Genomic DNA, 15,040 nt, shown 5'->3' with positions numbered 1-15,040 from the left:
ACGCGTCCGGCTCAACCCGGCGTCGTCCTGGCGCGTCCCTGACCGGGAAAGCCGGAGGGGGAGCCGCATGACCACTGCCCAGGGCCCGCGCCCGCGCCGGGCGGTCGTGGTCGGCGGCGGGCTCGCCGGGACCACCGCCGCGCTCCGGCTCGCCGACGCGGGAGTGGAGGTGACGCTCCTGGAAGGGCGCCCCCGGCTCGGCGGACTCGCCTTCTCCTTCCGCCGGGGCTCCCTCACCGTCGACAACGGCCAACACGTCTACCTGCGCTGCTGCACGGCGTACCGCTGGTTCCTGGACCGGGTCGACGGCGCCGCGCTCGCGCCCCTGCAGGACCGGCTGGACGTCCCCGTGCTCGACGTCGGCCGCCCCGGCGGACCGCGGCTGGGACGCATCCGCCGCACCGCGCTGCCCGTGCCCCTGCACCTGGCCCCCGGGCTGGCCGCGTACCCGCACCTCTCGCTCGCCGAGCGCGCCTCCGTCGGGCGGGCCGCGCTCGCCCTGAACCGGCTGGACCCCGCCGACCCCGCCCTGGACGGCATCGACTTCGCCACCTGGCTGGGCCGGCACGGACAGTCCCCACGGGCCGTCGAGGCGCTCTGGGACCTGGTCGGCGTGGCGACGCTCAACGCCACCGCGCCGCACGCCTCCATGGCGCTCGCCGCCATGGTCTTCAAGACCGGTCTGCTCTCCGGGCCGGGCGCCGCCGACATCGGCTGGGCCCGGGTCCCGCTCGGCGACCTGCACGACACGCTGGCCCGCAAGGCCCTGGACTCGGCGGGCGTACGGACCGAGCTGCGCACCAAGGTGTCGGCCCTCACCCGCGCCGAGGACGGCGGCTGGCACGTCGACACCGACGGCGAGCGCCTAGACGCCGACACCGTCGTCCTCGCCGTACCGCAGCGCGAAGCCCACGCGCTGCTGCCCGACGGCGCGCTCGACCGCCCCGACCGGCTGCTGGACATCGGCACCACGCCGATCCTCAACGTCCACGTCGTGTACGACAGGAAGGTGCTGCGCCGCCCCTTCTTCGCCGCGCTCGGCAGCCCGGTCCAATGGGTCTTCGACCGGACCGAGGCCTCCGGGCTGTCCGACGGGCAGTACCTGGCGCTCTCCCAGTCCGTCGCCGGGGACGAGATCGACACGCCCGTCGCCGAACTGCGCGCCCGCTACCTCCCCGAGCTGGAACGGCTGCTGCCGGCGGCCCGGGGCGCCGGGGTACGGGACTTCTTCGTCACCCGGGAGCGGACGGCGACCTTCGCCCCCGCGCCCGGCGTGGGCCGGCTGCGCCCCGCGGCCAGGACCCGCGCACCCGGCCTCTTCCTGGCCGGCGCATGGACCGCCACCGGCTGGCCCGCGACCATGGAGGGCGCGGTGAGAAGCGGCTTCACCGCCGCCGACTCCGCCCTCCGCACCGTCGGCCGCGGAGACGAACACCCCTTGCAGGAGGCGGCATGAGCCCGAGTACTGCACCGATGAGTACTGGAACAAGAGGAGAGACCGTGCCGACTGTGCCGCCGGTGAACCCGGCTGTCGACACCGTGGACGTGAACGCGTTGCTGGAGCGCGGCCGGACCCTGGCGACACCGGTGCTGCGCGCCGCCGTCGACCGGCTCGTCCCGCCCATGGACACCGTCGCCGCCTATCACTTCGGCTGGATCGACGCCGAGGGCCGGCCCTCCGACGCCGACGGGGGCAAGGCGGTGCGCCCGGCGCTCGCGCTGCTCTCCGCCGAGGCCGCCGGCGCGCCCGCCGAGACGGGGATCCCCGGCGCCGTCGCCGTGGAGCTCGTCCACAACTTCTCGTTGCTGCACGACGACCTGATGGACGGCGACGAACAGCGCCGGCACCGTGACACCGTCTGGAAGGTGCACGGCCCGGCCCAGGCCATCCTCGTGGGCGACGCGCTCTTCGCGCTCGCCAACGAACTGCTGCTGGAGATCGGCACCGTCGAGGCGGGCCGGGCGACCCGCAGGCTGACCACCGCCACCCGCAAGCTGATCGACGGTCAGGCGCAGGACATCTCCTACGAGCACCGGGAGCGGGTCACCGTCCAGGAGTGCCTGGAGATGGAGGGCAACAAGACCGGCGCGCTGCTCGCCTGCGCCGTCTCCATCGGGGCGGTCCTCGGCGGCGCGGACGACCGGCTGGCCGACACGCTGGAGTCGTACGGCCACCACCTCGGCCTCGCCTTCCAGGCCGTGGACGACCTGCTCGGCATCTGGGGCGACCCCGAGGCCACCGGCAAGCAGACCTGGAGCGACCTGCGCCAGCGCAAGAAGTCCCTGCCGGTCGTCGCCGCGCTGGACGCGGGCGGGCCGGCCTCGAAGCGGCTCGGCGAGCTGCTCGCCGCCGACGCCAAGAGCAGTGACTTCGAGAACTTCTCGGAGGAGGAATTCGCCGCCAGGGCGGAACTCATCGAAGAGGCGGGCGGCCGGGAGTGGACCTCGCAGGAGGCCCGCAGGCAGCACGCCGTCGCGATCGAGGCCCTGAACGGCGTGGAGTTGCCGGAACACGTCCGCGCCCAGCTGACCGCGCTCGCGGACTTCGTCGTCGTACGAAAGAGATGATCACCATTCCCATATGACCCGCAGTCGCCGTCCACGGCCCTCCTCCAGGGCGCCGGACGACGTCGGAACCCCAGGCACAGCAGGAAGTACACCACTGCACGAAGGGGAAACCATGACAGCGACGACCGGCGGAAGCACCGGGGCCCTCGACCCCCGGGCGGCCACGGCCAGCGGACCGACCGAAACCACACCCCCCGCCGGCGGCGGCCCGCGCGCCGCCGCCGAGCGGGCCACCGCACGATCCGTCGAGCACCTGCTCGGCCGGCAGGACGCCCAGGGCTGGTGGAAGGGCGATCTGGCCACCAACGTGACGATGGACGCCGAGGACCTGCTGCTCCGTCAGTTCCTCGGGATCCTGGACGCGGACACCGTCGGCGCGGCGGCTCTCTTCATCCGGGGCGAACAGCGCCCGGACGGCACCTGGGCCACCTTCCACGGCGGGCCCGGTGAACTCTCCGCCACCATCGAGGCGTACGTGGCCCTCCGGCTCGCCGGTGACGATCCGGGGGAGCCGCACATGGCGCGCGCCGCCCGGTGGGTGCGCGAGCAGGGCGGGATCGCGCGGAGCCGGGTCTTCACCCGGCTGTGGCTGGCCCTGTTCGGCTGGTGGAAGTGGGACGACCTGCCCGAGCTGCCGCCCGAACTGATCTTCCTGCCCTCCTGGGTGCCGCTCAACATCTACGACTTCGGCTGCTGGGCCCGGCAGACGATCGTGCCGCTCACCATCGTCTCCGCGAAGCGCCCGGTGCGCCCGGCGCCCTTCCCGCTGGACGAGTTGCACACCGACCCCGCGAACCCCGGCCCCGCCACCGCCCTGGCGCCCCTGGTCAGCTGGGATGGGGTCTTCCAGCGGATCGACAAGGCGCTGCACGTCTACCGCGGGATCGCGCCGCGAAGACTGCGCCGCCTCGCGGTCCAGACGGCGGCGCGCTGGATCATCGAGCGCCAGGAGAACGACGGCTGTTTCGGCGGCATCCAGCCCCCCGCCGTCTACTCCGTGATCGCGCTGCACCTGCTCGGCTACGACCTCGACCACCCGGTGATGCGCGCCGGGCTCGACTCGCTCGACCGCTTCACCGTGTGGCGCGAGGACGGCGCCCGGATGGTGGAGGCCTGCCAGTCCCCGGTCTGGGACACCTGCCTGGCCACCATCGCCCTCGCCGACGCCGGGCTCAGCCCCGACCATCCGGCCCTGGTCAAGGCGGCCGACTGGATGCTCGGGGAGCAGATCGTCCGCCCCGGCGACTGGGCCGTCCGCAGGCCGGGCCTGGTCCCGGGCGGCTGGGCGTTCGAATTCCACAATGACAACTACCCGGACATCGACGACACCGCCGAGGTCGTCCTCGCCCTGCGGCGGGTCGCCCACCCCGACCCGGAACGGGTCGAGGCCGCCGTGCGGCGCGGCGCCCGGTGGAGTGTGGGCATGCAGTCCAGGAACGGGGCCTGGGGCGCCTTCGACGCCGACAACACCAGCCCGTTCCCGAACCGGCTGCCCTTCTGCGACTTCGGTGAGGTCGTCGACCCGCCCTCGGCGGACGTCACCGCGCATGTCGTCGAGATGCTCGCCTACGAGGGCAAGGCCCACCATCCGGCCGCCCGGCGGGGCGTGGCCTGGCTGCTGTCCCAACAGGAGCCGAGCGGTGCCTGGTTCGGGCGCTGGGGCGTCAACTACATTTACGGCACGGGCGCGGTGGTGCCCGCGCTGACCGCCGCCGGGCTGCCCGTCTCCCACCCGGCGGTCCGCCGCGCGGTGGCCTGGCTCACGTCCGTGCAGAACAAGGACGGGGGCTGGGGCGAGGACCTGCGTTCCTACCGCGACCCTGCCTGGATCGGGCGCGGTGACAGCACCGCCTCCCAGACCGCCTGGGCCCTGCTGGCGCTCCTGGCGGCCGGGGAACGCGAGAGCGAGGCCGTCGCACAAGGCGTCGCCTGGCTCGCCGCGACTCAGCGGGAGGACGGCTCGTGGGACGAGCCGTACTTCACCGGCACCGGCTTCCCCTGGGACTTCTCCATCAACTACCACCTCTACCGGCAGGTCTTCCCGCTCACGGCGCTCGGCCGGTATCTCCACGGGGAGCCACGGGCCCTCGCCGCCCGCGCGGCCGGCCGCAAGGCGGGCTGATGACAGGGTCCGCGGGGCCGGCCGGCCCCGGTCGGGGGCGCGCGCCCGGCCGGGCGGCCGGACCGGGCCCCCGGCCGTCGGCCGGGCCCCCCGCCGGCCGGCCCGGGCCGCCGCTGCTGATCGCCTGCGCGCTCTCCATCGAACGGCTCGCCCTGCGCGGCGGCGACGACGAGCGGACGGCGGCGGGGCCGGTGACCGTACTCCGTACGGGCATGGGCCCCCGTAACGCCGCGCGCGCCGTCAGCCGCGCCCTCGCGCGGCCCGCCGCCCGGGACGCGGCCGTCATCGCCTCCGGCTTCTGCGCCGGACTGGAGCCGGGGATGAGTCCGGGCGATCTGATCGTCGCCGACGAGACGCGGGGTCCCGACGGCCGTACGGCGTGCACGGGCACCGCGACCCTGGTCGAGGCACTGGCCGCGATCCTGCCCGGCCGTACAGTCCACACCGGCCCGCTGACCGGTTCCGACCATGTCGTACGCGGTCGTGAACGGGTCGCACTGCGCGCCACGGGGGCGCTCGCGGCGGACATGGAGTCCGCCGCCACGCTCCACAGCGCGCTCAGCGCCGGGCCGCGTCCGGTTGCGGCCGTCCGGGTGGTCGTGGACGCTCCAGAGCATGAGCTGGTCCGTATTGGCACAGTGCGCGGTGGAATATCGGCCTTTCGAGTACTTCGCTCGGTTCTGCCAGCTTTTCATGAATGGCACCGTTCTTCGACGCTCCCCAGGAGGTGAGCCAGATGGCCATGCCGCTCCGCCAGACCATCAGGGTCGGGACATACCTCGTCGAACAGAAGCTCCGCAGGCGCGAGAAATTCCCGCTCATCGTCGAGCTGGAACCCCTTTTCGCCTGCAACCTGAAATGTGAGGGGTGCGGCAAGATCCAGCATCCGGCCGGCGTGCTGAAACAGCGCATGCCCGTCGCGCAGGCCGTCGGGGCCGTCCTGGAATCCGGTGCCCCCATGGTCTCCATCGCCGGCGGCGAACCGCTGATGCACCCGCAGATCGACGAGATCGTGCGGCAGTTGGTGGCCCGGAAGAAATACGTCTTCCTCTGCACCAACGCGATGCTGCTCCGCAAGAAGATCGAGAAATTCACCCCTTCCCCGTATTTCGCGTTCGCCGTGCACATCGACGGGCTGCGGGAGCGGCACGACGAGTCCGTCGCGAAGGAGGGGGTGTTCGACGAGGCCGTGGCGGCCATCAAGGAGGCCAAGCGGCGCGGCTTCCGGGTGACCACCAATTCCACCTTCTTCAACACCGACACCCCGCAGACCGTGATCGAGGTCCTCAATTACCTCAATGACGATCTGAAGGTGGACGAGATGATGATCTCGCCCGCCTTCGCCTATGAGAAGGCACCCGACCAGGAGCACTTCCTGGGCGTGGAACAGACCCGGGAGCTGTTCAAGAAGGCGTTCGCGGGCGGCAACCGGTCACGCTGGCGCCTGAACCACTCACCCCTCTTCCTGGACTTCCTGGAGGGCCGGGCCGACTTCCCGTGCACGGCGTGGGCCATTCCCAACTACTCGCTCTTCGGCTGGCAGCGCCCCTGCTACCTGATGAGCGACGGATACGTACCGACGTACCGGCAGCTCATCGAGGAGACCGACTGGGACAAGTACGGCCGGGGCAAGGACCCGCGCTGCGCCAACTGCATGGCGCACTGCGGTTACGAGCCCACCGCCGTCTTCGCCACCATGGGCTCCCTCAAGGAGTCGCTGCGGGCGGCCCGCGAGACGGTCGCCGGGAACTGAACGGCGGCGCGGGGGGCGCGGGCCGGATCGGTGCGGTGCCGGCCTGGCGGGAGGCGGTGTGGCGACACGGGAGGAGAACGTGGAATGAACAAGGCCGAAGAGCACGACGACACGCCGGAGACCGCTCGGCGCAAGCCGTTCGACCTGGGCCGGCTGCTCGCCGAGCGCGGCGCCGAGCGCTACGAGCTGTACACCCGGCACCTCAACCACCAACTGCCGCGCATGTTGCGCACGATCGGCTTCGACCGCGTCTACGAGCGGGCCGAGGGCGCCTATTTCTGGGACGAGGACGGCAACGACTACCTGGACATGCTCGCCGGCTTCGGCGTGATGGGCCTGGGCCGCCACCACCCCGTCGTGCGCGAGGCGCTCCACGACGTCCTCGACGCCTCGCTCGCCGACCTCACCCGGTTCGACTGCCCGCCGCTGCCGGGCCTGCTCGCCGAGAAACTGCTCGCCCACAGCCCGCACCTGGACCGGGTGTTCTTCGGCAACAGCGGTACGGAAGCGGTGGAGACGGCCCTGAAGTTCGCCCGGTACGCGACCGGCAGGCCCCGCGTCCTGTACTGCGCCCACGCCTTCCACGGCCTGACCGCCGGATCGCTGTCCGTCAACGGCGAGGCCGGCTTCCGGGACGGCTTCGCCCCGCTGCTGCCCGACACCGCCGTACCGCTCGGGGACCTCGGCGCCCTGGAGCGCGAGCTGGCGCGCGGTGACGTGGCCGCCTTCGTGGTGGAGCCGATCCAGGGCAAGGGCGTGCACGAGACGCCGCCCGGCTTCCTGCGCGCGGCCCAGGAACTGCTGCGGCGCAAGGGGGCGCTGCTCATCGTGGACGAGGTGCAGACCGGACTGGGCAGGACCGGTGACTTCTACGCGTACCAGCACGAGCCGGGGGTGGAGCCCGACCTCGTATGCGTGGCGAAGGCGCTGTCCGGCGGGTACGTGCCCGTGGGCGCGACCCTCGGCAAGGACTGGATCTTCAAGAAGGTCTACTCCTCGATGGACCGGGTGCTGGTCCACTCGGCGAGCTTCGGCTCCAACGCCCAGGCCATGGCGGCCGGCCTCGCGGTGCTGTCGGTGATGGAGGACGAGGGGATCGTCGCCCGGGCGCGCGCGACCGGGGACCTGCTCAGGAGCAGGCTGGCCGCGCTCGTGGACCGCTACGAGCTGCTGCACGAGGTCCGCGGCCGGGGCCTGATGATCGGCGTCGAGTTCGGCCGGCCGGAGTCGCTCAAGCTGCGCGGTCGCTGGGCCATGCTCCAGGCGGCCCGCAAAGGGCTGTTCGCGCAGATGGTGGTCGTACCCCTGCTCCAGAAGCACCGGATCCTCACCCAGGTCTCCGGTGACCATCTTGAAGTGATCAAACTGATTCCGCCGCTGATCATCGGGGAGCGGGAGGTCGACCGGTTCGTCGAGGCGTTCACGGCGGTCATGGACGACGCCCACGGGGGCGGCGGGCTGATGTGGGACTTCGGCAGGACGCTGGTGAAGCAGGCCGTCGCCAACAGGTGACACGGGGCGGGGGTCTCCGGGGCTTTTGCCTGTGAGGCAAGAAACTTGCCTCACAGGCAGGATGCTGGCGCAATGGGAGCATGAGCACACCGTCCGCGAGGCAGACCTCCGACGCGCTGCCCGATCAGCTTCCCGACGTGGCCCCACGCCTGCGCGACCTGCGCCGGGGCCGTCGGCTGACGCTGGAGGCCGCGGCCCGGCGGGCGGGACTCTCGCCCGCCCACCTCTCCCGGCTGGAGACGGGCCACCGACAGCCGTCCCTGCCGATGCTGCTGGGACTCGCCCGTATCTACGGTACGACCGTCTCCGACCTGCTCGGTGAAATCCCGCCGGAACGTGACCCCGTCATCCGGGCCGGGGGCGCGGAGCCCGTGGAGGCCGGCGGCTGGACCTACCACCAGGCGGGCGCCGCCGGACGGGCCATGCAACCGCTGCGGGTCAGCGTGCCGTACGGGGCCCAGGGCGATCTCGTCCGAGTGCACCCGGGGGAGGAGTGGCTCCATGTCCTCGAGGGACGGCTGCGGTTGAGCCTCGGAGACGCCACGCACGTGCTCGACCCCGGGGACAGCGCGCACTTCGACTCGCTGACACCGCACCGGATCGCGGCGGACGAGCCCGGCGGGACCGAGCTGCTGTTCGTCCACACGCTGGTGCAGAGCGCCGCCGCGGAGCTGTGTCTCGGCGGCGATGTCCCCCGGCGCTGACGGCTCGTCGTGGCACGACGCCGCGACGCGCCTGACGCACCCCCCGGTGCGCGCGATGTCCGCGCCACCCACGCAGTCCCGCCGATTCGCCCGAGAGAGGTCTGCCACGATGACGGAGCGCCCGGCCCAGGACCCCGCCGTGCCCGGGAGCGCGCCCGGGGGGCCCGTGCCCTCCGTACCGCCGCCTGCGGCCGGGGGCGAACAGGCCATGCAGGAAGAGAAGTCGTTCCCCCGCGGACTGGTCATCAGGCTGTTCGCCTATCTGATCGCCGGGCATCTCTTCGCCGGCTTCCTCTACCTGTTGTTCCACCTGGGGGCAGGGCAGTAGAGCGGGGCGTCGCCCTCCGCCCGCACCGGGGTGCGGGCGGGGTGCCGTCGGCTCAGGGGGAAACGAGTTCGAGCAGCCGCGCCACCGGCTCGTCGCCGTCCAGGAAATCGACGAGTTCGGCGAGGGTCGGGCCGGTGGCGGGACCGGGCCGGCCGACCGCGAAGGCGCCCGCGGCGTTGGCGCCCCTGGCGGCCGAGAGCGGGTCGAGACCGCTGCCGAGCAGGGCGAGGAAGGCGCCCGTGTGGGCGTCGCCCGCGCCGTTGCTGTCGACGGCGGTCACCGTGCGCCCGGGGACGTGCACGGCCTCCTCGCCGGGCGGCACCAGCAGGCACCCGGCCGCGTCGGCCCGTACGACCACGCCGGTGTCCGGTCCCAGCCGGGCGACGAGCGCCGCGGCGATCTGTGCGGCGTCCTCCAGACCGGTGAGCAGCGCTCCCTCGCGCCGGTTGCAGCTGACCCAGTCGCAGCGTTCCAGGACGGGATCCAGCACGTCCCGGGGGATGTCGGCGACCAGCGGCCCCGGATCGAGGAAGACCCGGACATCGCGGGGCAGCCGGGCGACGAGCGACGCCAGGACGGCACCGCCCGTCGGGTAGGCGAGACCGTACCCGGAGATCTGCACCAGGTCGTGCGGGCGCAGGGCGGCGAGCACCGCCGCCGCGTGGTCCTCGGTCAGCCGGGACTCGGCCCCGAGGCTGGTTGCGAAGGTCCGCTCGCCGTCGTCGTCGACGAGGGCGACACAGAAACCGGTGTCCACGTCCGGCAGCGGGGGCACCAGCACCTCGACGCCCTCACGGGCGAGGTCCGCGCGGACCCGGTCCGCGAACGGTCCCGAGCCATGGGCTCCGGCGTACAGGGCGGGCAGGCCCAGGCGGCGGGCGGCCGCGAGGACGTTGAAGCCGCCCCCGGTGGCGAACGTGGTGTCCGTGGCGATGGTGTCGCCCCCGCGTTCCGGCACCCCGGGCACCCGCATCACCAGGTCGACGATGGCGTTGCCGACGAGTACGAGCCGGCTGTCCTTCCGGCCGCCCATGGCGGCGTTCTCGCTGTTCACACGTGCTCCTGCGCCGTCGGCGCGGTCGAGGCGCGCTCTTCGGCGCGGCGCGCGCCGGCCTCCGTCCCGGCACCGCCGGCCAGCCGCCGCAGCAGGGCGTGCAGACCCGCGGCGAGCGTCAGGGTCACCACCCACCCCAGTCCGTTGCTGCCGATCCAGCTGTCCGCGAGCGGTCCGGAGAACCAGACGTCCGTCGCGCTGGTACTGGCCTCCGTGAAGAGCAGCCCCACCACGATGGCCGCCGCCCAGGCGGTCGTCGCAGGCCAGGAGAAGCCGCCCCGGTACCAGTAGCGGCTGGTGCGGCCGACATTCATCAGGGCGTCGGTGTCGTAGGACCTACGGAGCAGCATGTCGACGGCGAACACTCCCACCCAGGCGGTGATCGGCACGGCCAGCAGGGTGAGGAAGGTGATGAACGGCCCGTAGAAGTTCTCGGCGATCAGGATGAAGTAGACGCCGCCGACGAAGGTGACGACCATGTCCAGGGCGACGGCCACGGTGCGCCGGACCCGTATGCCCAGGGTGATCATGGTCAGGCCGGCCGAGTACACGGACAGGTGGTTGGAGAGCAGCAGGCCACCGAAGGCGGCGATCAGATACGGGATGGACATCCACGAGGGCAGCATGGTGTTGATCGCCGCCACCGGGTCGGCGGCGGAGGCGAGGCCCGGCTCGCCCGCCGCGAGCAGCGAACCGAGCGAGATGAGGACGATCAGCGGGATACCGGCGCCGAACGCGGAGGCGACGACGAGCCGGCCGCCGGGGATGTGACGGGGCAGGTAACGGGCGTAGTCCGCGCCCGCGTTGGCCCAGCCGATGCCCGTACCGGCGGCGATCATGCCGGTGCCCACGACCATGGCGCTCATCGGCCCCGCCGGGGCCTGCAGGACCCGGTGCCAGTCCACGGTGGCCGCCAGGAAGGCGATCACGACCAGGTTGAGCAGGCCGAAGGCGTACGTGGCCCACTTGTTGATCCACATGATGGTGGCGTGCCCCAGGCCGCTGATCAGAAGGGTGCAGCCGATGAAGACCAGCAGACAGACCACGGTGAGCACGGTGTTCCGGCGCAGGCCGAAAGCGACGTCGAGCAGCGCCAGCAGGGCGAAGGCCGCCGTGGTGGTGTTGATCGTCTCCCAGCCGAGCCGGCTCAGCCAGGTGACCAGCGTGGGGCCCGCGTTGCCCCGCACCCCGAAGACCGCGCGGGAGAGGGTGAGGGCCGGGGCGCCACCGCGCTTGCCGGCGATGCTGAGCGCTCCCACCAGGGCGAACGAGCCGACGGAGCCGAGTACCGCCACCACCACCGCCTGCCAGATGTTCAGCCCGCGGAAGCTGACCAGCGCGGCGCCGAGCGGCAGGCCGAGAATGCTGATGTTGGCCGCGAACCACGTCCAGAACATCTGTCCCGGATGGCCGTGGCGCTCGGCGTCGGGTACGGGTTCGATGCCCCGTGTCTCCACCGCGCCGACGCGGTCGTTGTCTGATCCGGCCATGGTCGTACCTGTCTCTCTGTTCGGGGAGGTCGAGCCGTCCGCGTGGCTCCCGGGGACGGGTGTGCGACGCGGAGGCGAGCGGGCGGTCACCCGGCCGCGGCGGCCCGCAGCGCGAGGAGGGAAGCGGCCAGCGGCTCGAGATCGAGGCCGTTGACCGAGCGGAGGGTGGCGAGGGCGTCGGCGGGCAGTCCTGACGCGCCGCCGAGGGAGCCGGCGACGGCGCCCGCGATGGCGCCGACGGTGTCGCAGTCGCCGCCGAGGTTCGCCGCCAGGAGGCACGCGCGCCACGGCTCGCCGTCGGCGAGGGCCAGCACGGCGAACGCCGCGGGAATCGACTCCTGGCTGGCGACGCTGGTGCCCACGAGGTCGCTGATAAGGTCCAGGGCCCGCTCCTCGGGGAGCCCGCGCACCAGCTCCACGGCCCACTCGATACGGGCCGCGATCGAGGGCCCGTAGACCCAGTGCCCGCGCTCGGCACCGGCCCGCGCCGCGGTGACCGCCGCCGCGAGCGCGTCCTCCAGGTTGCCGCCGGCGACCCCCCGGCTCACCGCCGCGGCCACGGCCGCGGCCGAGGAGATGCCGAGGGTGGTGTCGTGGGTGACCTGGCACGCCGCCGCGACCCGGTCGACGAAGGACTCCAGCGGCGTGTCCGGAAAGGCGATGCCGACGGGGGTGATCCGCATGGCGGCGCCGTTGGTGGCACCGGACTTGCCCGCTTCCTCGGGGGGCACGCCGCGGGAGACGGCCTCCAGCGCGGCCTTGGTGGAGGGACCGAGCAGGTCGAAGGAGCCCTTGGCCTTCATGACGCGCTCCCACTCCAGGAGTTCCTGGGCGAGCGTGAGCGGGTCGACGCGTCCGTTGCCCTCGGTCAGCAGCCGGCCCACGATGACGGCCTGGTCGGTGTCGTCGGTGACCGACCCGGCGGGCATTCCCGCGCTGACGGGATTGTCGGCGGGGCCCGGTTCGAAGCCGGTGACGGTGCCGAACCGGGCGACGATCGACCTCCGGGACATGATCTGGGTCGGCATGCCGAGGGCGTCGCCCATCGCCAGGCCGTACAGAGCTCCGAGCGCGCGGTCGTGCTGGTCGTTCATCAAGGCTTCCTGTCGGTGCGGGGGGTATCAGGGGGGTGCGGTGGGGGGTGGTGGGGATGCCGGGGGGCTTGGGGAGGCGGCGATTCAGCGGTGCGGTTCCCCCTCAGCGCGCCGGTCCGGCTGTCAGCGCGCCGGCTCTTCGAATCCGAGGTGGAGTTCGAAGCGGGCGGGGTCCAGCAGACTGGTCACGTGCTCCACGACGTCGCCCTCCGGTCCCCGGCTGACCCGGCGCGTACGGAGGAATACGTCCCCTTCGTCGCGGCGCAGCAGCGCCGCCTCGTCGGCGTCCAGCCTGGTGACGGACGCCCACTCGTCCCCGTGCGTGGCACGGATGCCCGCGGCGGCCAGGGTCCTGGTCAATGAGCCGTCCACCAGGCCGCGCGCCGGTACCTCGGCGAGGGCCGGCAGCAGGGGGACCCTGCTGCGCTCCAGGGCGACGGGGGCCCCGCCGGGCAGGATGCGCAGCCGGTCCAGGGCCATGAAGTCGTGGCCCTCCAGGCCGAGTTCCCCGGCCAGTCCGGGGTCCCGCACCGCCTCCAGGCGCAGCACCTCGGTGGTGATCCGGGCGCCCTGGTCGGCCAGGGCCCTGGTCCAGCCCAGCTGGTTGTCCAGCAGATGGCCGTCGAAGGTGACGAACGAGCCGACACCCGCGTGCGTGGAGATCAGCCCCTGCTTGCTGAGCTCGTCCAGGGCCTGGCGGACGGTGGTCCTGCTGACCGCGAAGCGCCGGGTGAGCGCGTGTTCGCCGGGCAGCTTGCTGCCCGGTTTCAGAGCGCCGCTGTGGATCTCACGGGCCAGAACGCGGGCGATGCGCTGATGCTTGAGCACCCCTTCAGTCATGGCTGGAAACTAGCCATACATGTCCAGTCCTGTCTAGTGGCGGGGTGCGTCTTTCTCCTGGCCGGTTCTTCGGGTGGCGGCGGAGGCGGCCCCGCCGAACCCGCCACCCGTCACGGGAGGCGGGTTCGGCGGGGCCGGGGGATCTAGCTGTTCTCGTCGAGAAGGCGGGAGCGCAGTCGCTCCCGGGTCCGGGGGGTCAGGCCGAGCCCCTCGGTGAGATAGCGGTCGGTTCCGCCCCAGGTTCTCTCGATGGTCTCGAACGCGGCGGCGAGGTATTCGGCGCGCGCGTCGAACAGCGGGCTCAGCAGTTCCATCACTTCCCGGGGCGTACCGGCGGGAGTGCTGTCGCTGCGTCGCACCGCATAGCGGCGGCCCGGGGCGTTCGACTTGAGGTAGTCCGCCTCGATCGCGTCGCGCTCGACACCGACCGCGAGCAGGCAGACGGCGACCGAGAGCCCCGCGCGGTCCTTGCCCGCCGCGCAGTGCACGAGCGCGGGGAGGCTCTCCTCGGCGAGTGCGTGCAGGACGCGGCTGTGCTCGGCGGTGCGGTCCTTGATGATCGACCGGTACGAATTGATCATTCGGGCCGCGGCCTTTCCGTCCGAGAGCAGGTCCCGCAGCTGATCGAGATCGCCGTCCCTGACCATGCGCCAGAAATCGGCTCCCTCCGCCGGGTCGGAGAGGGGAATGTTCACATTCCGCACGCCGGGCAGTTCCACGTCCGCGCCGTCCAGCTTCAGATCGGCCGCATTGCGGAAGTCGAAGACGGTATGCAGGCCGAGCGAGGAAAGGAAAGCCGCGTCGGCGGCTGTCGCATTGGCGAGATGGCCACTGCGGAAAAGCCTGCCGTACCCGACCCGGCGGCCGTCGGTGGTCGGTAGTCCGCCCACGTCGCGGAAGTTGCGCACGCCGGTCAGTTCCGGCTCCGTCCGCGCGGACTGCGGCATCTCTCGCGTCACGGCCTGCTCCTCCGTGTCAGCCGCCGACGCCCGCCGCCGACGGTACCGATTGCCGACCCTACGGCATCCATTCCGGCCGCAAAGGGGTCGGCGGCTCGATCCGGATGTGTACGATCCCGGGCAATCAACGCCATGGGAATTGACCGTAAATAGCTGTCTGTCCGTATTGCTGTATTGAGCCGCATTGGGTCCAACCTGCCCCGGTGCCGACCGAGATGGGTGGTGTCAGGTGAGCAGGATCATATTCGTGACGTTCCGTGCTGGTGATCTTCCGTCCTATCGCGATGCCGTCCGGAAATGAGCCGTGTGAAATCCACGCAGGGTGACGAGCGGGCCCGGCCGATAACCGGGCGGCCGACCCCGTCGGTCAAAGACCTGCTTGTTCCGCCCGGGCGACTCGCTTACGTTCAGCCTCAATCCGGACGGAACGCCGAATCCTGCCGCCGCCCGGAATTCGCATCCATCGATCCACGCGTGGCAGGAGCGGGGGACCCAGGTAGTACGCCGGGCGGGTCTACGGACCCGGACGGCTCGGGGTGAAGTCACGCGCACGCGTGGCCGGGCAGCTCCAGCCCGAACCCGACAGCTCACCTCGTAGGCGCCGGAGAGGAATGCG

The 15,040-nt window shown here is 72.2% G+C and carries 13 protein-coding genes and 1 riboswitch; of the genes, 8 read left to right on the top strand and 5 right to left on the bottom strand.

Annotated features, from left to right (window positions below; translation table 11 throughout):
- Positions 1–67: 67 nt before the first annotated feature.
- The 8 genes from hpnE to IG02_RS42480 all read left to right on the top strand — a co-directional run bounded on the left by hpnE (position 68) and on the right by IG02_RS42480 (position 8,987).
- Positions 68–1,456: a hydroxysqualene dehydroxylase HpnE gene (gene hpnE, locus IG02_RS0102915; RefSeq protein WP_030741325.1), complete on the top strand. Its 1,389-nt coding sequence runs from the start codon at positions 68–70 to the stop codon at positions 1,454–1,456.
- A gap of 53 nt (positions 1,457–1,509) precedes the next feature.
- On the top strand, positions 1,510–2,568 hold the full coding sequence (locus IG02_RS0102910; protein WP_030741323.1) for a polyprenyl synthetase family protein: 1,059 nt from the start codon (positions 1,510–1,512) through the stop codon (positions 2,566–2,568).
- A gap of 112 nt (positions 2,569–2,680) precedes the next feature.
- The gene (shc, locus tag IG02_RS0102905) at positions 2,681–4,690 is read left to right on the top strand and encodes a squalene--hopene cyclase (protein WP_030741320.1); all 2,010 of its coding nucleotides are present in this window, start codon (positions 2,681–2,683) and stop codon (positions 4,688–4,690) included.
- Entirely contained in the window at positions 4,690–5,421 is a 732-nt protein-coding gene (locus IG02_RS0102900) for a 1-hydroxy-2-methyl-2-butenyl 4-diphosphate reductase (protein WP_078854128.1), read from the top strand. Before shc ends, IG02_RS0102900 begins: the two co-directional genes overlap by 1 nt.
- Positions 5,422–5,426: 5 nt before the next feature.
- Positions 5,427–6,443, top strand: a complete 1,017-nt coding sequence (gene hpnH, locus IG02_RS0102895; protein WP_030741313.1) for an adenosyl-hopene transferase HpnH — start codon at positions 5,427–5,429, stop codon at positions 6,441–6,443.
- Positions 6,444–6,527: 84 nt separating this feature from the next.
- The gene (locus IG02_RS0102890; RefSeq protein WP_051764341.1) at positions 6,528–7,955 is read left to right on the top strand and encodes an aspartate aminotransferase family protein; all 1,428 of its coding nucleotides are present in this window, start codon (positions 6,528–6,530) and stop codon (positions 7,953–7,955) included.
- An 80-nt stretch (positions 7,956–8,035) separates the two neighbouring features.
- The gene (locus IG02_RS0102885; RefSeq protein ID WP_030741309.1) at positions 8,036–8,659 is read left to right on the top strand and encodes a helix-turn-helix domain-containing protein; all 624 of its coding nucleotides are present in this window, start codon (positions 8,036–8,038) and stop codon (positions 8,657–8,659) included.
- A gap of 208 nt (positions 8,660–8,867) precedes the next feature.
- Positions 8,868–8,987 carry a DUF6126 family protein gene (locus tag IG02_RS42480; RefSeq protein ID WP_234314595.1) on the top strand — a complete coding sequence of 40 codons (120 nt, stop codon included), beginning with the start codon at positions 8,868–8,870 and terminating at the stop codon, positions 8,985–8,987.
- 52 nt (positions 8,988–9,039) lie between these two features.
- On the opposite strand, the gene IG02_RS0102875 is transcribed toward IG02_RS42480, so the two are convergent.
- The 5 genes from IG02_RS0102875 to IG02_RS0102855 form a co-directional block, all read right to left on the bottom strand.
- Positions 9,040–10,020, bottom strand: coding sequence for a PfkB family carbohydrate kinase (locus IG02_RS0102875; RefSeq protein ID WP_030741307.1), 981 nt, complete (start codon positions 10,018–10,020; stop codon positions 9,040–9,042).
- 17 nt (positions 10,021–10,037) lie between these two features.
- Positions 10,038–11,531 (bottom strand): purine-cytosine permease family protein, encoded by a 1,494-nt coding sequence (locus IG02_RS0102870; RefSeq protein WP_030741304.1) that lies wholly within the window; start codon positions 11,529–11,531, stop codon positions 10,038–10,040.
- An 86-nt stretch (positions 11,532–11,617) separates the two neighbouring features.
- Positions 11,618–12,625, bottom strand: coding sequence for an ADP-ribosylglycohydrolase family protein (locus tag IG02_RS0102865; protein WP_030741301.1), 1,008 nt, complete (start codon positions 12,623–12,625; stop codon positions 11,618–11,620).
- A gap of 123 nt (positions 12,626–12,748) precedes the next feature.
- Positions 12,749–13,465: a GntR family transcriptional regulator gene (locus tag IG02_RS0102860; RefSeq protein ID WP_030741298.1), complete on the bottom strand. Its 717-nt coding sequence runs from the start codon at positions 13,463–13,465 to the stop codon at positions 12,749–12,751.
- Positions 13,466–13,608: 143 nt separating this feature from the next.
- A complete protein-coding gene (locus IG02_RS0102855; RefSeq protein ID WP_107055507.1) occupies positions 13,609–14,412 on the bottom strand; it encodes a tyrosine-protein phosphatase in 804 nt (267 codons plus the stop codon).
- Between the two features lie 463 nt (positions 14,413–14,875).
- Positions 14,876–15,038, top strand: a riboswitch (cyclic di-AMP (ydaO/yuaA leader).
- Positions 15,039–15,040: the final 2 nt, after the last annotated feature.

Source organism: Streptomyces sp. NRRL F-5135 (assembly GCF_000719775.1).
GTDB lineage: Bacteria > Actinomycetota > Actinomycetes > Streptomycetales > Streptomycetaceae > Streptomyces > Streptomyces hebeiensis.
Note: the sequence above shows the minus strand (reverse complement) of the source record. Positions and strands in the feature narration are given on the sequence as shown.